At 63.9% G+C, this 16,824-nt stretch carries 17 protein-coding genes, 1 tRNA gene and 2 pseudogenes; 16 read left to right on the top strand and 4 right to left on the bottom strand.

From position 1 onward, the window contains the following. Positions 1-116 precede the first annotated feature (116 nt). A complete protein-coding gene (gene dusA / locus NHF53_RS09630) occupies positions 117-1,133 on the top strand; it encodes a tRNA dihydrouridine(20/20a) synthase DusA (protein WP_308218645.1) in 1,017 nt (338 codons plus the stop codon). A gap of 115 nt (positions 1,134-1,248) precedes the next feature. Here the strand turns inward: dusA and NHF53_RS09625 are convergent, their stop codons facing one another. Beyond that, positions 1,249-1,461: a cold-shock protein gene (locus NHF53_RS09625; protein ID WP_114361730.1), complete on the bottom strand. Its 213-nt coding sequence runs from the start codon at positions 1,459-1,461 to the stop codon at positions 1,249-1,251. Between the two features lie 461 nt (positions 1,462-1,922). Between NHF53_RS09625 and NHF53_RS09620 the strand changes: the two are divergent. Beyond that, positions 1,923-2,483 (top strand): annotated as a pseudogene (locus NHF53_RS09620) (J domain-containing protein); the annotation flags it as partial. A gap of 200 nt (positions 2,484-2,683) precedes the next feature. On the opposite strand, the gene NHF53_RS09615 reads toward NHF53_RS09620, so the two are convergent. Together NHF53_RS09615 and NHF53_RS24280 are read right to left on the bottom strand one after the other, a co-directional pair. Continuing rightward, on the bottom strand, positions 2,684-3,187 hold the full coding sequence (locus NHF53_RS09615) for a hypothetical protein (protein ID WP_252833997.1): 504 nt from the start codon (positions 3,185-3,187) through the stop codon (positions 2,684-2,686). 982 nt (positions 3,188-4,169) lie between these two features. Continuing rightward, positions 4,170-4,433 carry a hypothetical protein gene (locus NHF53_RS24280; RefSeq protein ID WP_374591058.1) on the bottom strand — a complete coding sequence of 88 codons (264 nt, stop codon included), beginning with the start codon at positions 4,431-4,433 and terminating at the stop codon, positions 4,170-4,172. Between the two features lie 161 nt (positions 4,434-4,594). Here NHF53_RS24280 and NHF53_RS09610 point away from each other — a divergent pair. The 7 genes and pseudogenes from NHF53_RS09610 to NHF53_RS09580 all read left to right on the top strand — a co-directional run. Then, positions 4,595-4,903 (top strand): annotated as a pseudogene (locus NHF53_RS09610) (transposase); the annotation flags it as partial. Between the two features lie 438 nt (positions 4,904-5,341). Beyond that, positions 5,342-5,572, top strand: a complete 231-nt coding sequence (locus NHF53_RS09605) for a helix-turn-helix transcriptional regulator (RefSeq protein ID WP_252833996.1) — start codon at positions 5,342-5,344, stop codon at positions 5,570-5,572. A 127-nt stretch (positions 5,573-5,699) separates the two neighbouring features. Further along, the gene (locus tag NHF53_RS09600) at positions 5,700-5,921 is read left to right on the top strand and encodes an AlpA family transcriptional regulator (RefSeq protein ID WP_252833995.1); all 222 of its coding nucleotides are present in this window, start codon (positions 5,700-5,702) and stop codon (positions 5,919-5,921) included. After that, positions 5,911-6,144, top strand: coding sequence for a hypothetical protein (locus NHF53_RS09595; RefSeq protein ID WP_252833994.1), 234 nt, complete (start codon positions 5,911-5,913; stop codon positions 6,142-6,144). The genes NHF53_RS09600 and NHF53_RS09595 overlap by 11 nt, the downstream gene beginning before the upstream one ends. 46 nt (positions 6,145-6,190) lie before the next feature. Further along, a complete protein-coding gene (locus NHF53_RS09590) occupies positions 6,191-6,481 on the top strand; it encodes a DUF1778 domain-containing protein (protein ID WP_252833993.1) in 291 nt (96 codons plus the stop codon). Next, the gene (locus NHF53_RS09585) at positions 6,478-6,993 is read left to right on the top strand and encodes a GNAT family N-acetyltransferase (RefSeq protein WP_252833992.1); all 516 of its coding nucleotides are present in this window, start codon (positions 6,478-6,480) and stop codon (positions 6,991-6,993) included. The genes NHF53_RS09590 and NHF53_RS09585 overlap by 4 nt, the downstream gene beginning before the upstream one ends. After that, positions 6,990-8,642, top strand: coding sequence for a recombinase family protein (locus tag NHF53_RS09580; protein ID WP_252833991.1), 1,653 nt, complete (start codon positions 6,990-6,992; stop codon positions 8,640-8,642). The genes NHF53_RS09585 and NHF53_RS09580 overlap by 4 nt, the downstream gene beginning before the upstream one ends. Here NHF53_RS09580 and NHF53_RS09575 read toward each other — a convergent pair. Beyond that, a tRNA-Ser gene (locus NHF53_RS09575) sits at positions 8,610-8,699 on the bottom strand. The two genes, NHF53_RS09580 and NHF53_RS09575, sit on opposite strands and share 33 nt — an antisense overlap. A gap of 340 nt (positions 8,700-9,039) precedes the next feature. Between NHF53_RS09575 and NHF53_RS09570 the strand changes: the two genes are divergently transcribed. The 7 genes from NHF53_RS09570 to NHF53_RS09540 all read left to right on the top strand — a co-directional run bounded on the left by NHF53_RS09570 (position 9,040) and on the right by NHF53_RS09540 (position 16,489). Then, positions 9,040-10,107 (top strand): septal ring lytic transglycosylase RlpA family protein, encoded by a 1,068-nt coding sequence (locus tag NHF53_RS09570; RefSeq protein WP_252834952.1) that lies wholly within the window; start codon positions 9,040-9,042, stop codon positions 10,105-10,107. Between the two features lie 145 nt (positions 10,108-10,252). Continuing rightward, on the top strand, positions 10,253-11,401 hold the full coding sequence (locus NHF53_RS09565; protein WP_252834951.1) for a D-alanyl-D-alanine carboxypeptidase family protein: 1,149 nt from the start codon (positions 10,253-10,255) through the stop codon (positions 11,399-11,401). 77 nt (positions 11,402-11,478) lie between these two features. Further along, the gene (gene tmk / locus NHF53_RS09560; RefSeq protein ID WP_252833990.1) at positions 11,479-12,189 is read left to right on the top strand and encodes a dTMP kinase; all 711 of its coding nucleotides are present in this window, start codon (positions 11,479-11,481) and stop codon (positions 12,187-12,189) included. Next, on the top strand, positions 12,186-13,211 hold the full coding sequence (locus NHF53_RS09555) for a DNA polymerase III subunit delta' (RefSeq protein WP_252833989.1): 1,026 nt from the start codon (positions 12,186-12,188) through the stop codon (positions 13,209-13,211). The genes tmk and NHF53_RS09555 overlap by 4 nt, the downstream gene beginning before the upstream one ends. Before the next feature lie 106 nt (positions 13,212-13,317). Next, positions 13,318-14,874, top strand: a complete 1,557-nt coding sequence (metG, locus tag NHF53_RS09550; protein WP_252833988.1) for a methionine--tRNA ligase — start codon at positions 13,318-13,320, stop codon at positions 14,872-14,874. A gap of 4 nt (positions 14,875-14,878) precedes the next feature. Continuing rightward, positions 14,879-15,658, top strand: a complete 780-nt coding sequence (locus NHF53_RS09545) for a TatD family hydrolase (RefSeq protein WP_252833987.1) — start codon at positions 14,879-14,881, stop codon at positions 15,656-15,658. 3 nt (positions 15,659-15,661) lie between these two features. Beyond that, a complete protein-coding gene (locus NHF53_RS09540) occupies positions 15,662-16,489 on the top strand; it encodes an MBL fold metallo-hydrolase (RefSeq protein WP_252833986.1) in 828 nt (275 codons plus the stop codon). Positions 16,490-16,824: the final 335 nt, after the last annotated feature.

The following is a 16,824-nucleotide window of genomic DNA, read 5'->3' as shown; positions in this document are numbered from 1 at the left end:
CATAGTTGGTCCACCGCTGTTACATTTGGCCCATGGGACCAATCCGGTGCGAAAACGGGCGAATTTGGTCGAGAACAAGCTTGAACAAGACGGGAAAGAAAGCGTTGCAGGAGCCTGTGAGACAAGAAAAAGCGAGATATTTCAAGGCTCCCGTCTTTGCCGTCGCGCCGATGATCGACTGGACGGACACCCATTGCCGCGTCTTCCACCGGCAGCTCACCCGCCGCGCGCTGCTCTATACCGAGATGATCGTGGCGGACGCGGTGATCCACGGCGATCGCGACCGGCTGCTTGGATACGAGCCCTTGGAACATCCGCTCGCCCTGCAGCTCGGCGGATCGGACCCGGGCAAGCTCGCCGAGGCGGTGAAGATCGCCGCCGATTACGGCTATGACGAGATCAACCTCAATGTCGGCTGCCCGTCCGACCGGGTACAGTCCGGCACCTTCGGCGCCTGCCTGATGCGCACGCCGGAGACGGTGGAGCGCTGCGTCGCGGCGATGAAGGCGGCGTCTCCCGTGCCGGTGACGGTCAAGTGCCGGATCGGCGTCGACGACCAGGACCCGCATGCGGTGCTGCCGGATTTCGTCGCGCGGATGGCGGCGGCGGGTGCCGACGGCCTCTGGATCCACGCCCGCAAGGCCTGGCTGCAGGGGCTTTCGCCGAAGGAGAACCGCGACATCCCGCCGCTCGACTACGACCTGGTGCACCAGGTGAAGCGGGAGAACCCGGACCTCTTCCTCGGCATCAACGGCGGTATCCAGACGATCGAGGCGGCCGTCACGCATCTTGAGGTAATGGACGGGGTGATGCTCGGGCGCGCGGCCTACAACAATGCCACGCTGCTGACCGGGGTCGATGCGGCGATCTATGGCGAGCCGGATCGGCAGCCGGACTGGGATGCGGTGCGCGACGCGATGATGGAGCATGCCGCACGCCATATCGTTTCCGGCGGACGGCTGATCCATGTCACCCGCCACATGGTCGGGCTGTTCCAGGGTTTTGCCGGGGCCAGGCGCTACCGGCAGATTCTCTCCGCCGACGGGGCGCGGCCTGGGGCGGGGCCGGAGGTGATCGCCGCCGCCTTCGCTGCCGTCGATACCGAAGCCGGGCCGAAGCGGGCGGCCGGCTGAGGCCGATGAGGGCGGAATCCTCGTCCTGAAACGGAAAACGGCGCCCCGGATGGAGCGCCGTGTCCGCCGGCCACGAGGGCCGGACATCATGCAAAAAGCGGTTCGCCGCGACGGATCAGGCGAGCTGGATGTTGACCGCCTTCGGGCCCTTGCCCATGCGGTCCGGCTCCGTGTCGAAGGTCACCTGCTGGCCATCCTGCAGACCCTGCATGCCCGAAGCGTGCAGCGCGGTGATGTGGACGAAGACGTCCTTGCTGCCGCCGTCCGGCGTGATGAAGCCGAAACCCTTGTCCTGGTTGAAGAATTTTACGGTGCCCTTGGTGGCCATGGGATAGTTCCTTTTCGGTGGTGTTTCCCGTCTCCGGCGCCGGAGACGGGGCATTTCGGTCCCCCGGTCAGGAGGGACCCGTCGAGAGGCGCGATATCGGGAATGAACGTCTTTCGGCGGGAGTAGGCCCCCAGGGAAGCAACCACGCAGGCGATCCAAAACGAACGGTTCAGTCTCCGGGATCTGTAGCCCGAGCGGCGCAACCGTACATGGGACGCCGCCAAAGGCAAGTAAGAAAAATCTAAAACGGCATAAACTGATTTGCAAGCCCCTGAATCCCTTTGGAATTCGGGGGCGGTGGTTACTTTTTTCTGCCCGCCTGCGGTCATCCGGCACCAAACCGGCACCGATCCGGCCGGTGCGGCCTTCGCGAATCTTCCGGCGTGCTTGATGCCGCCCCAATCCGGGTTTAGGAAAGCGGAGACGAGAGAACCATTTTGCCACGAAGACAGGTGCCGCCTTTGATCGACCCTTATGCGACGCTCGGACTGGACCGCGACGCCGACGCGGCCGCCATCAAGAGGGCCTATCGCCGGCTCGCCAAGACAGCCCATCCGGACGGCGGCGGCGACATTTCCGCCTTCGAGACGGTGACCGCGGCTTACGACCTCCTGCGCGACCCGGTGCGTCGCAAGGTCTACGACGACACCGGCTACGACCCGCAGATGGCCGACCCCCGCGACCTCAAGGGCCTGATGGTGCTGGAAACGCTGGTCAACGACATCATCCTCGACGAGCGTGAGCCCGGCAGCTTCGACCCGGTCGCCGCACTTCGCCGCAAGCTCACCGACGACATCCTGAAGAACCGCTTCCACATCCTCGAACTCGAACGCCACCGCAACCGCGTGCGCCAGCACATGGACCGGCTCGCCCGCCGCCCCGGCGCCGACGTGCTCGGCTCGATGCTGCGCGCCCGCAGCCAGTCGATCGCCGAGGCGATCCGCACCGCCGAGGGGCAGATCGAGGCAATCGAGCAGGCCTATGCGATGATCGAGGGCTATGCCTACGAGCTGGAGCCGGTCGTGCCCGCCGCGCCGCACCCGCCGGCGGAGCCGGAGATCGCGGCGGCCGACGAGGGTATCGACGAGGAGATCGAGACGGCCGACGACATCGCCGCCGCCGCGCCGGCGGAGATCCTCGAAGCGGCGGGCATGGCCGGACCGGCCGAAGCACCGCGCGCCGCCGAATAGGCCCATCCGCGTCGAACCCTGCGCCATGGCGGTCAGCCCGCGCCGTCCTGCGGTGGGGCCTTGAAGAGCCACGGACGGTATCGGCGCTGCTCGGGATCGCCGGCGATCCAGGCGAGAATCCGTGCGCCGTAGAGGGGATGATCGAAGCCGAAGGCCGTCTCGAGCAGATAGGCGGCGCGGCGGCGCTCGTCGATCTCCGCCTCGTGTCCGTTTTCGGGCTCCGGCCAGGGATCGGGCGCCCGGCCGAGCCGGGCGAATTTTGCGGCGAAATCCTCGATGAACCGGGCGCGGGCCTCCTCGGTGATGTGGCCGGTGCAGCGCGGCCATGGCGGCGGCGCGAGCGGCCCCGTGCAGCGGCCCTGACGGCGGCAGCGGCGGGTCCGGCAGGTCTTGGTGAGACCCATCATCGCGACGGCGGTGCGCAGCAGCAACTCCATCGGCGGCTCGGGGAGGGGCAACGGTACGTCCGTCCGGTCCTCCGGGGTGGAGCCGTCGCTGCCGGGATTCTTCGGGGCAGGGGTGTCGCGGTCGGTCATGGCGTCTCCTCTCTTCGTGTCCTGTCTTCAATCTCGTCTCATCGGGCCGGCGCGGACTTCGCCCGTCCGGCGGGAGGCGCGCGGGAAAAATGCAATAGCTTCGCCGCCGGTCGGGATGTCTCCCTCCGGGTCGGTCACTTCAGTCTCGGACGCGGCGCCGCAGGGGGCCTGTCAGAGTATGAGTAAGTGGCTCCTTGCGGCGCCCCGTTCGGCGTTCTGTCCCGCTGCATGCGTCTCTCTGGCAAGGCGGCGCCTTTGCCGGAACCCGAAGGTTCGGCATCGGCCGGCGCGGATCGGCATCAAGCGCGCATCCGTCCGGTGACGGACCTTCGCTGACGCCTGGCCGGAGGCCCGGGAAGATCCCGCCGGATGGTACCGTCCGGCCTGACCCTCGCCGGCAGATGGAGGAGCGGCATTTCCGCCGGCCCGTTCCACCCCGCCGTCTTTTTCGCCGGGGGGCTTTTTCAAGCTCCCAGGGCGCCTGTCTGTGTGTCTCCAAGGCACGCCCGCGTTAGCGGCGGTGACGGCGAACCGGTCCGGACCGTTTCGCCTTCCGCCTCCCGCGGAGGGAGACCGTTGCAGCGGCCGGGGTCTTCGACCTGCGACAGTCATCCACCCCGGCGCCGGTTCCGCCTCGCCGGACTTCGCATGGCCCGGTGTATCCGATGGCGGAACGGGGTTGATTCTACGACAGGCCGGAAGGGGGTGAATGAAAACGGGGTGCGGGGATTGATTTTGTTGGGGAATTTTTGCGGTGAGTCGAAGGTGGGGGCGGTGTCTCCCCCCTGCGGGGGAGAAAGCGAAATCTGAGGTTTAGGCGGCTTGCGCTGACCTCAAGCCCTCGAATTTTTGTCCTCCCCCGCAAGGGGGGAGGTGGGCAAGTGCGGCCTTTGCCAATAGGATTCCGGTATCGCCATTGGGAAACGCCGTGGTACGAACCCGAGTGCCTTGGCTATCTGGGAGAAGCGATTCTCTCCACATCCTAGGATCCGATAAGATCAGCTTGCGCTTTCCTCTTAGCTGCCCGCCGATCGGCGGATGCCTTTGTCTTCGCACGCCGGATCGCAGCCGCCTTCGCGAGGTCCAATTCGCGTTGATCTGTATAGAGGAGTGTTCCAACGTCCATGACGAAACTGCGCGGGATCTTTGGGTTGTTGATGTCCTTTTCTGACGTGAGCCATTTCTCCTCCCACGACGAAAAGTAAGTCTCGAGTTGGGCAGGCTCCAACGAGTACGCCCTCCGCATTGGCCTGCTGCCGGTTTCATGGACACCGAGTTAAGGTGTTTCCAATGAAACTGGAGCGAAGGAATGCAACGAAGGAAGTTCAGCCGCGAATATAAGGCTTATATTCGCGGCTGAACTTCCTTCGTTGCATTCCTTCGCTCCAGTTTCATTGGAAACACCTTAACTCGGTGTCCATGAAACCGGCAGCAGGCCAACTCCATGAATCCGGGGAAAGTAAGCGCGCAGGATGCATATCTCTCTGCGGAGACAGGATGATGCGAACTCTGCTCTACGAGGCAGCTCACATTATGCTGGTGCGCGTGGCAAAATGGTCGTGGCTAAAGAGTTGGGCAATGAATATTGCCAAGCGGCGTGGGCTGCGCAAGGCGACAGTTGCCCTTGCCCGTCGCTTGGCGGTGGTCATGCATCGCATGTGGCTGGACAGCACTGAATTTCGTTGGGCAAGGGCGTCCGCACCGATCTCTGGTTGAAAAGGCCCTGGAAAGAAGAAACGAAGTTTTGCCTGCCGGCGAAAGTGTGTCCTTCGCGGGACGAAGGATAAGGTGAGTTCGTGATCATGGGTGTACCGGTCATGCTTTGGCTGATAAGGACGCGAATCAGATTGTGCCACCTCATCCTCTGATCCCATCAAGGGAGGGCAAGAATGCCGATCCCGGAGAGAAGCACGGCCTCGCGAAAGACACTACTAGCGGCAGAGTAAAAAGAAAGAAGGCACTTGACCTAAAACCGCCGAATAGAGAAACCATGATCTGAGCTCCATACAGCTTGGTTGTGGCCAGGCTGGGCGCGGTGCGCGAACACCGTGTTCAGCCGCGTTGCGGACCAATGATCCAAGGACACAATTGATCCTTTTGGATCATAGCGGAATGATCTAAAGGGATCAATAGACTTTGGTAACAGCAGGACAGATGCGGGCAGCTCGCGCATTGATTGGATTATCACAGGCAGAGCTTGCTGGCCGGGCCGGAGTATCCGTGCCGACGATTAAGCGTTGCGAAAGTGAGGGGGAGAACATACCCGTCGTGTCTTCCGAAACTCAGCGGAAGATTCGTACCGTTCTTGAAGCAGAAGGCATAGAATTCCTCCCGGAGAACGGCGGTGGTCCGGGCGTGCGACTGGCAAAGAAGACCACGCGCTAGAGCCTATCCATTTTTCGCCGCCTCTACGCGGCAGTACGACAGCAGCTAAGCGCCTCTTGCAAAAGGATATTTTCCTGTTCTGACTGGATCAGGGGCAGTCAGAACATCCAGCAGGAGGCAGGCCGCCATGCCTATGCCAGACCGTATCATCCGCCTGAACACCGTGCTCTCCCGCACAGGCCTCTCCCGCTCCACGATCTACCGCAAGATCGCCGACGGCACGTTTCCCGCCCAGATCAGGATCAGCGTCAACGGTGCGGGATGGCGGGAATCGGAGATCAATCGCTGGATCGCAGATCCCGTCGCATGGCGGCCTCGCAAGGAGGTCTCATTCTCCAATGGCGATTGATCCCGGAGACAGTGACCGTTGCCCGACGGCGTCAGAGCAGCTTGAGGAATTGCTGGGCTATCCCTGGCCCTTTCCCGGCAGACCGCCCAAACACGACCTCAGCACATGGGCCGTCACCGACGACTGGCCCGATCCCGTTCCCGTCACCGAGGCCGAGATCGAGGTCTTCGAGCGATGGTTCGGCGATCTGTTCGATGAACTCTTCGGCTCATCCGATCCTTGATGTATCCGGCAATGTGCCGTATATAATCTTGCCAAGGAGATCAGCCATGCCCAGACCCGCAAGTGAAATCGAAACCGCCCGCCTTGAGGCGCGCGTTCCCGTCCACATCTATGAGCAGATGCAGCGCGCGGCCAAGCTGCGCGGCATGACGCTGACGGGCTATCTCATCGCCACGGCGGGCGAGGATGCCCGCCGCACGGTAGAGGAAGCCGACGTGCTGCGTCTGGCGGCGGAGGATCAGGTGCGCTTTGCGAAGGCACTGATTGATCCGCCCGCGCCCAACGCCCGTCTGGCCCGCGCAGCGAAGCGTCATGCCGACCTGATCGCGCACCGGTGAGTGCAAGGTTTGCGATAGAGGCGCTGACCAAGGCCCACCAGCGCAAGACGTTCTCCTGCGGCAACGAGCGGATAGACCGCTATTTCCGCGAGGCCGTCACGCAGGACATCAAGCGCCGATATGCGACCTGTTTCGTCGCCCGAGACCTTGAGGCCGACCGGGTCGCGGGCTTCTACACGCTCTCATCGAGCAACATTCCGCTGACGGCCGTGCCCGAACTGCTGGCAAGCCGGTTGCCGCGCTACCCGACCGTCCCGGCCGTGATGATCGGCTGGCTTGGACGAGACGAGTCCTATGCCGGGCTCGGGCTCGGCGAGGCGCTGCTGTTCGACGCCATCAGGACGGTCGCCGAAGCTCCGATAGGCGCTCACGCCATATTCGCCGATGCCATCGACGCGAAGGCCGCCGCCTTCTACGCGGCCTTCGGATTCACGCCGCTGACTGATCGGCCACATACGCTGTATCTGCCTGTTGCGACGGCAGAGCGCCTTTTGTCGGGAGAAACCCCATGACAACTTCCAACGACGGCAAATCTCAGCCTCGGGTGATGCAGCGCGCCGCGCTCTACCTCCGCGTCTCGACCGCGCGGCAGGCCGAGCATGATGTCTCTATTCCCGACCAGAAGCGGCAGGGCGAAGCCTATTGCGCGGCGAGGGGCCTGGAATTGGTCGAGACCTTCATCGAACCGGGCGCCTCTGCGACCAACGACCGCCGTCCCGAGTTCCAGCGCATGATAGAGGCGGGAACATCGAGGCCCGCTGCGTTCGATGTCGTCGTGGTCCATTCGTTCAGCCGGTTCTTTCGCGATCACTTCGAGCTTGAGTTCTATGTCCGCAAGCTGGCGAAGAACGGCGTGAAGCTGGTCTCCATCACGCAGGAGATGGGGGATGACCCCATGCACGTCATGATGAGGCAGATCATGGCGCTCTTCGATGAATACCAGTCCAAAGAGAACGCCAAGCACGTCATGCGCGCCTTGAAGGAGAATGCCCGGCAAGGCTTCTGGAATGGCGCGCTGCCGCCGATCGGCTATCGCGTGGTCGCCGCCGAACAGCGGGGGAGCAAGACCAAGAAGAAGCTGGAAATCGATCCGCTGCACGCCGACACCGTGCGGCTGATCTACCGTCTTGCATTGGAAGGTGATGGAACGACCGGCCAGATGGGCGTGAAGAACATCGTGTCCTATCTCAACAAGCGCCGCATGTTCACCCGCGACGGCGGGCGATGGGGCATCGGACAGGTTCACCGCATCCTCACCCGGCGCACCTATATGGGCGAGCACGAGTTCAATAAACGCACCAAGACCAAGCAACTAAAGCCCGTCAGCGAAGTCGTTACGGTTCCGGTCCCTCCGATCATCGACCGGGAGACCTTTGATGCCGTGCAGAACCTGCTCAAAGCCCGCAACCCGAAAGTCATGCCCGCGCGTGTCGTCAGTGGCCCGACCATGCTGACGGGGCTGATCTATTGCGCCAAGTGCGGCGGGGCCATGACCATACGCACCGGCAAGGGCGGGCGCTACCGCTACTATGCCTGCTCGACCAAGGCGCGGCAGGGGCCGACGGCCTGCGAGGGGATGACCGTGCCGATGGAAAAGCTGGACGACCTGGTTGCCGACCACCTTGAGAAGCAGTTGTTGCGGCCCGAGCGGCTGGAGACGATCCTTGCCGCCGTGCTTGACCGCCGAGAAGAACATGCCGAGCGCCGCCGCGAGCATATCGCCGAACTGAACAAACGCTCTGCCGAATCGGAACTGCGCCTCAAGCGCCTCTATGACGCCATCGAGGGAGGCATTGCCGATCTGGATGACCCGGCGTTGAAAGATCGCATCGACGGCCTCAAGGCCATCCGCGATCAGGCCAAGGCTGACGCCGACAGGGCACAGGCCATGCTCCAGAACTCGGGCCAGAAGGCCGTAACGCTACAGATGCTGCGCAAATTCGCCGCGACTGCCCGCCAGCGCATCCGGCTTGAAGGCGGAGGCTATCGCCGCGACCACTTGCGCGCGCTGGCACAGCGCGTCGAGGTCGCAGAAGGCGAGGTCCGTATCACCGGATCGAAGTCCCGGCTGCTTCAGACGCTGGTATCGGGAAGTGGTGCAAACTCAGTGCCCACTCAGGGACTGACATGGCGGATGGGGTGGGATTCGAACCCACGGTAGGCTCTCACCTACGCCGGTTTTCAAGACCGGTGCCTTAAACCGCTCGGCCACCCATCCAGCGAGTGCGTTATGCGCAATGCCGTCAAACTTGGCAAGAGCGTTCGCCGATGGCGGGGCGAAATTCACCTCGGGTGGGCAGAGCCAAATATTGCGTAACGTCAAATGTCTTCCGCAAGGGGATGCGATAATCGAAAGCGGTACCTTCGCCGGCATAATTTACCGCGTGTTAACCAATACTCTTGCATCATAAAGGAAACTTGCGACAGTTTGCGCCCCTCTGCCATGTTGTCGACAGGTTTATCTTTCTGATATAGCCAAAGTGACCGGGAAGAGGGGCCTTGTTTCCTGGTCGCGTGGCAAGGCTGTTTACCGCAGCGTGAGCGAACAAGTGGGGCGTATGGGTTTCGATCGCGGTGGAGCTGTGAGGAGCGGTGCAAGGTGGATCGCCTTGTCGGTCCTTTGCGTGGGTGTGGCATCGTGCGCGAGCACCGAAGGCAAGAAGAAGACCCGCCACGGCAAGGAATACTTTTCCGAATCCGAATACGGTGTGAAGGCGAGCCCGCGCGTGGCCTATGGCGGCAATATCCCGAAGGGCGGCGGACGCTATCTCGTCGGCACCCCTTACGTCGTCAAGGGCAAGGTCTACGTGCCCAAGGAAAACCCGAATTACGACAAGGTGGGCATCGCCTCCTGGTACGGCTCGGCCTTCCATGGCCGCAAGACCGCCAACGGCGAGGTCTACGACCAGTTCTATCTTTCCGCCGCCCATCCGACGCTGCCGCTGCCGAGCTATGCGCGGGTGACGAATGTCGAGAACGGCAATTCGGTCATCGTGCGCGTCAACGACCGCGGACCGTTCCATTCCAATCGCATCATCGACCTTTCGAACAAGACGGCCGACCTCCTCGACATGACGCATAGCGGCACCGGCAAGGTGCGCGTGCAGTATGTCGGCCCCGCCCGCATGGACGGGCACGACATGCCCTACCTGATGGCCTCCTACATCAAGAAGGGCGACCGCTTCCCGCTGGTCGATCCCGCCGGCCAGATCGCAAGCGGCGTGATGGTCGCCTCGGCCGATCCGGCGTCGGTTCCGCTGCCGGCCCCCTCGCCGATGGCGCTGGCGGAGGCGCCGGCACCGGCCATCCAGACGAGTCTTGCGGGCCCGACACCTTCGGAAGCCTTCGGCGGCCAGCAGATCATGCCGGCGGCGCTCGATTCCTTCACCGGCTTCGTGCTGCTGCCGGAACTCGGCCCCGTGCCTTATGAGCGGCCGCAGCCCGGCCTCGGCGACCGAGCGAGCTATGCCTCGGCCTATGCCGAGGAACCGACCGTCACCGTGCGTCTTGCCTTCGACGCGGTTATGGTGCGCAATGATGGCCTGACCGAGGGTGCGATTCTGGCCTCGGCCCGGCGCACGGCGGCAGGGAAGGCCTCTTCCGGCGGCGCCAAGCCGGCGCGGTGACGTTCGGGCTGCGACTGGCGGTCCGCCGGGGAAGAGGAAAGCGGGCCGAAGGCAGACGATGACGGGAAACAGCCTCGCAAGACCCATCGGGCACCGTCCGGCACGGCAATTTGCCGATGCCCCCGTCATTCGCCGTCTCGCGGCCATGTTCACCGTTCTTTTCCTCGTCCTCGTGAGCGGCCTGCCGGCGACCGCGCAGCAGAAGGTTGCCCCCGCCTTCGAGACCAAGGCGGCCCAAGCCTATCTGATCGAGGCGTCGACCGGCACCATCCTGCTTTCGAAGAACCCGACGAAGGCGCTCGCGCCCGCCTCGCTCGCCAAGATGATGACGCTCGAAGTGGTGTTCGATGCGCTGGAGCGCGGCGAGGTGAGCCTCGACACCATCTACAAGGTCTCCGAGCATGCCTGGCGGACCGGCGGTGCGCCGTCGCGCACCTCGACGATGTTCGCCGCGCTCAATTCGCTGGTGCGGGTCGAGGACCTGCTGAAGGGCGTCGCGGTGCAGATGGCGAACGACGGCTGCATCGTGCTCGCCGAGGGGATGGCCGGCAGCGAGGAAAAGTTCGCCGAACGCATGAATGCGCGCGCGGCCGCAATCGGGCTCACCGACACGCATTTTGCCAACCCGACGGGGCTTCCCGATCCCGCCAACCGCACGTCGGTCAAGGACATGGTGACGCTCGCGCGGTACCTCAAGACGGCCTATCCGGATTACTACCGGCTGCTGTCGCTGCCGGATTTCGAGTGGAACAAGATCTACCAGCGCAACCGCAATCCGATGCTGGCGGCCGGCATCGGCGCCGACGGGCTCGCCACCGGCTTTGCCGAGGGGGAGGGGTTCTCGATCCTGACCTCTGCGGAGCAGAACGGCCGACGGCTTTTCCTCGCGATGGGCGGGCTTGCGACCGACAAGGACCGGCGCGAGGAGGCGGTCAGGCTCCTCAAATGGGGTTTCGAGAATTTCGAGATGCGCGAGCTCTTCAAGGCAGGCGAAACAATCGGGCAGGCGAGCGTCTACGGCGGCGATCGCGGCAAGGTCGACCTCGTCGCGGCAGCGCCGGTCGAGATCTACGTTCCGGTGACGAACCCGGAACGGCTTTCGGCACGGATCGTCTATCGCTGGCCGCTCGACGCGCCCGTGTCGCAGGGACAGGATGTGGGGACGCTCAGAATCACCGCCGGCGACAGGCTGCTGCGCGAGGTGCCGCTGAAGACCGCGGCGGCGGTCGGGCCGGGCACGCTGCGGCAGAAGGCGACGGACGCGCTGATCGAACTCCTGTTCTTCTGGCTGTAGAGCGCTTCCGGCTCCGATACGGCTTGCCGAGGTTTCGCGGCACGGGCATATGGGGTAGAAACGGAAGCGGCCGGCAGATGCGCCGGGATGACGGGAAGCAGAGATTGGCGACGGGACGGGGATTGTTCGTAACTTTCGAAGGCGGCGAGGGGGCCGGCAAATCGACGCAGATTCGCCGGCTTGCCGAGGCGTTGAAGGCCCGCGGCCTCGAAGTGCTGGTCACCCGCGAGCCCGGCGGTTCGCCGGGCGCCGAGGCGCTGCGCCACGTGCTCCTGTCGGGCGCGGCGGAGGATTTCGGTGTGCGCATGGAGGCGCTGCTCTTCGCCGCCGCGCGCAACGACCACGTCGAGACGGTGATCCGCCCGGCGCTCGAAAGGGGCGCGGTGGTGCTTTGCGACCGCTTCATGGATTCCTCGCGCGTCTACCAGGGTGTCACCGGCAATCTTGAATCGGAATTCATCGATACGCTCGAGCGGGTGGCGGTGGACGGCGTGGTGCCCGACCTTACCCTCATCCTCGACCTGCCGGCCGAGCGCGGGCTCGAACGGGCGCGCGGCAGGGCCGAACCGGGCGCGAACAGCGCGCCGGACCGGTTCGAAAAGGAAGAACTGGAGACGCACGAGAAGCGGCGCCAGGGCTTTCTCGACATCGCGGCCGCCGATCCGAAACGCTGTCGGGTGGTGGATGCCGGCCGGCCCGTCGGGGCGATCGCCGCCGAAATACTCGCACTGGTCGAGCCGCTGGCGCTCGACCTGCGAAGGACGGAAAGACCGGTGACGGCCGAATGAGCGACGAACGCCAGGGACTTCTCGACGGCGCGGCACCGCCGCTCGGCACGGCCAAGCTTTTCGGCCACGAGGCGGCGGAACGCTTCCTCGCCGAAAGCTATCGCTCCGGCAAGGGACACCATGCGATCCTGATCGAGGGACCGGAAGGAATCGGCAAGGCGACGCTCGCCTTCCGGTTTGCCGCGCATGTGCTTTCGCATCCGGAGCCGTCGCAGGCGCCGGCCGTGCTCGGCGATCCCGACCCGGGCTCGGCGCTCGTGCGCCAGCTCGCCGCGGGCGCCAGCCACAACCTGCTCCATCTCACCCGGCCCGTCGACGAGAAGACCGGCAAGCTGCGCGGCGCCATCACCATCGACGAGGTGCGCAAGGCCGGCCATTTCTTCTCACAGACGTCGGGAACGGGAAACTGGCGGATCGTCATCATCGATCCGGCCGACGACCTCAACCGCAACGCGGCGAACGCCATCCTGAAGATCCTCGAGGAGCCGCCGAAGCGGGCGATGTTCCTGGTGCTGAGCCACGCGCCGGGAAAACTTCTGCCGACGATCCGCTCGCGCTGCCTGCCGCTGAAGCTCGAACCGCTTGACGCGTCGAACATGGAACGGGCGCTCGGACAGCTCGGGATTGCGCTTGCCGGCGGGCAGCGGGAGACGGTGCTCGCGCTCGCCAAGGGCAGCGTCGCGCGGGCGCTGAAGGTCATCAATTACGGCGGCCTCGACATCATCGCCGCCTTCGACGAACTGCTCGCGGCCCAAGGGCCGGCGGCGCGCAAGATCATGCACCGGATCGCCGACGCGCTGAGCGCCAGGGACAGCGACGTCGCCTTCGGCTTCTTCGTCGAGCACCTCGGCGACCATCTCCACGAGCAGGCGAGGGCGGCCGCCCTTTCCGGGGCGATCGGCGAGGCCGACCATTTTGCGCGGCTTTCCTCCTCCGTCACGGAGCGGCTCGCCGTCAGCGCCGCCTACAATCTCGACCGCAAGCAGACCATCCTCGACATCCTCGACGAGATCACCCGGTAGGTTCGCCGTTCAACATCTCGCAAGAGCGAAACTTGTTGTTTCGCATGGCGATGACATGCGCTAGAGCAGGACGGCAAAAAGAACGCAGTCCGCAACAGGGCCGATCATGAAAGACACATTCTACATCACTACCGCCATTTCCTATCCGAACGGCAAGCCGCATATCGGCCATGCCTACGAACTGATCGCCACCGATGCGATGGCGCGGTTCCAGCGGCTCGACGGGCGGGACGTGTTCTTTCTGACCGGCACCGACGAACACGGACAGAAGATGCAGCAGACCGCGCGCGCCGAAGGCATCACCCCGGAAACGCTCGCCGAGCGCAATTCGAACGAATTCCGCGCCATGGGCAAGCTGCTCAACGCCTCGAACGACGATTTCATCCGCACGACCGAGAAGCGCCACCACGAGACGGTGCAGGAAGTCTGGCGGCGCATGGCCGCGAACGGCGACATCTACAAGGATAGCTATGCCGGCTGGTACTCGGTGCGGGACGAAGCCTATTACCAGGAAGAAGAAACCGAAGTGCGCGCCGACGGCGTGCGCTACGGGCCGCAGGGCACGCCGGTCGAATGGGTGGAGGAGGAGAGCTATTTCTTCCGCCTCTCCGCCTATGCCGAGCCGCTGCTCCGGCACTACGAGGAGAACCCGGACTTCATCGGCCCGGCGGAGCGTCGCAACGAGGTGATTTCCTTCGTGAAATCCGGCCTGAAGGACCTCTCGATCTCGCGCACGACCTTCGACTGGGGCATCAAGGTGCCGGATGATCCGAAGCACGTGATGTATGTCTGGGTCGACGCGCTGACGAACTACATCACCGCCACAGGCTATGTCGAAGACGTGAACGGGCCGCGGGCGAAATACTGGCCGGCGGACATCCATGTCATCGGCAAGGACATCATCCGTTTCCATGCCGTCTACTGGCCGGCCTTCCTGATGTCGGCCAAGCTGCCGCTGCCGAAGCGGGTCTACGCCCACGGCTTCCTGCTCAACAAGGGCGAGAAGATGTCGAAGTCGCTCGGCAACGTCGTCGACCCGGTCAACCTTGTGAATCATTTCGGCGTCGACCAGGTGCGCTACTTCTTCCTGCGCGAAGTCTCCTTCGGCCACGACGGCAGCTATTCGGAAGAGGCGATCGCGACCCGCATCAATGCCGATCTGGCGAACGGCATCGGCAACCTCGCCAGCCGCTCGCTGTCGATGATCGTCAAGAATTGCGACGGCAAGATCCCCGAATGCGGCGAACTCACCGATGCGGACAGGGAAATGCTCGCTTCGGCCGACGGGCTGATCGAGATCTGCCGCGAGGAGATGAACCGCCAGGCGATTCACAAGGCAGTCACGGCGATCATCGCCGTCGTCTCCGAGGCCGACCGCTATTTCGCCGGTCAGGAGCCTTGGGCGCTCAAGAAGACCGATCCCAAGCGCATGGCGACCGTGCTCTACGTGACGGCGGAAGTCGTCCGGCAGATCGCGATCCTCCTGCAGCCGATCGTGCCGGACTCGGCCGCAAAGCTGCTCGATCTCGTCGCCGTTCCGCAGGATGCGCGCGATTTCGCCCGCCTCGGCGCGGCCGGCCGGCTTGCCGCCGGCACGCCGCTCGAGGCACCGAAGCCGGTCTTCCCGCGCTATGTCGCACCGGAAGAGACAGCAAAGGCCTGACGGAATGCTGATCGACACTCATTGCCATCTCGACTTCCCCGATTTCGACGAGGAGCGCGACGCGCTCGTCGCGCGCGCACACGCCGCAGGCGTCGGCCGGATGGTGACGATCTCGACCAGGGTGCGCAAGCTCGACACGCTGCTTGCAATCACCGAGCGTCATCCTTCCGTCTTCTGTTCGGTCGGCACGCATCCGAACAATGCGAACGAGGAACTCGACGTGACGGCCGATGACCTCGTGCGGCTCGCCGAGCATCCGAAGGTGGTTGCGATCGGTGAATGCGGGCTCGACTATTTCTACGACACGCAGACGCCGGAGGACCAGAAGACCGGCTTCCTGCGCCAGATCGAGGCGGCACGGCGCACGCAATTGCCGCTCGTCATCCACAGCCGCAGCGCCGATGAAGACATGGCAGCGATCCTGACGCAGGAAACGGGGAAGGGGGCCTTCCCCTTCATCCTCCACTGCTTTTCCTCCGGAGAGGCGCTGGCGCGGACCGGCGTCGAACTCGGCGGCTATGTCTCGTTCTCCGGCATCCTGACCTTTCCGAAGTCGACGGAGCTGCGCGACATCGCGAAGGATGTTCCGCTCGACCGGCTGCTCGTCGAGACCGACGCGCCGTACCTCGCGCCGAAACCCTGGCGGGGCAAGCGCAACGAGCCGTCCTACGTGGTCAACACGGCGGAAGTGCTCGCCGAGACGAAGGGCGTGAGCTTCGAGGAGATTGCCCGGATCACCACCGAGAACGCGCTCCGCGTCTTCTCGAAGATGCCGGGGCTCTGACCGATGACGTTTCGCCGGCGCTTCACCATCTTGGGCTGCGCGTCCTCGCCGGGCGTTCCGCGGATCAACGGCGACTGGGGCGCGTGCGACCCGGCGAACCCGCGCAACCGGCGGACCCGTGCGGCCTTCATGGTCCAGCAGATCGCGCGGGACGGCGGGATGACGACGGTGGTCGTCGACACCGGCCCTGATTTTCGCGCGCAGATGATCGCCGCCGGCGTCCAGCACATCGACGGCGTCATCTACACCCACGGCCATGCCGACCATCTGCATGGCATCGACGACCTGCGTGGCTACTTCATCAACCGCAGTCGGCGCATCCCGATCTATGCCGATCCCGAGACGATGGCGCGCATCCGCCAGGGTTTCGGCTATTGTCTCGAAACGCCGGTGGGCAGCAATTATCCGCCGATCGTCGAGCCGCGGCTGATCGAGGATATCGAAAGACCGGTCGAGATTACCGGCAAGGGTGGCACGATCCGCTTTCAGCCGCTCGTGCAGCGCCACGGCGACATTCCTTCGCTGGGTCTCAGGATCGGCGACATTGCCTATTGCTGCGACGTCAGCGACTTTCCCGAGGAGACGGTCGCGAAGCTCCAGGGGCTCGACGTGTTGGTGATCGACGCGCTGCAATACCGTCATCATCCGAGCCATCTCTCGCTCGAACAGGCGCTCGGCTGGATCGAGCGGCTTAAGCCGATGCGCTCGATCCTGACCCATATGCACGTGCCGCTCGACTACGAAACCGTGATGGGCGAAACGCCGCCGCATGTCGAGCCGGCCTATGACCAGATGGTTTTCGAGGCGGAGATCGCCGCAGACGCGGTGTGAGGATTTGTTTTCACGCCGTGTGAAACGTTCTGCATATAGCATTGAATATTCGATGTTTTCTCTGACACAGGCATCATTGTCCGCCGACGGAAACTCGAATGACCCGGGTCATACTCGCAGCCATTGATCATCGCAGGGCTGGTTCCGACGTAGTCTCGACGCCGGCGTGATTTCAGGCCTTTTCCCGGCTATCCGGCATATCATTTAGTTCCATAATCTACCTTATGCGATCTTTGGATGTGGCCGCAAAGTTGAAGTGTCCTGTTTCTGCAAAGTTGGAATGTCACACTCCCCGTCTCTGATTGACGTCTGGGAGATTGCAGATGGGATTGATT

Origin of the sequence: Ciceribacter sp. RN22 (genome assembly GCF_024054295.1) — a bacterium.
GTDB classification, from domain to species: Bacteria; Pseudomonadota; Alphaproteobacteria; order Rhizobiales; family Rhizobiaceae; genus Allorhizobium; species Allorhizobium lividum.
Note: the sequence above shows the minus strand (reverse complement) of the source record. Positions and strands in the feature narration are given on the sequence as shown.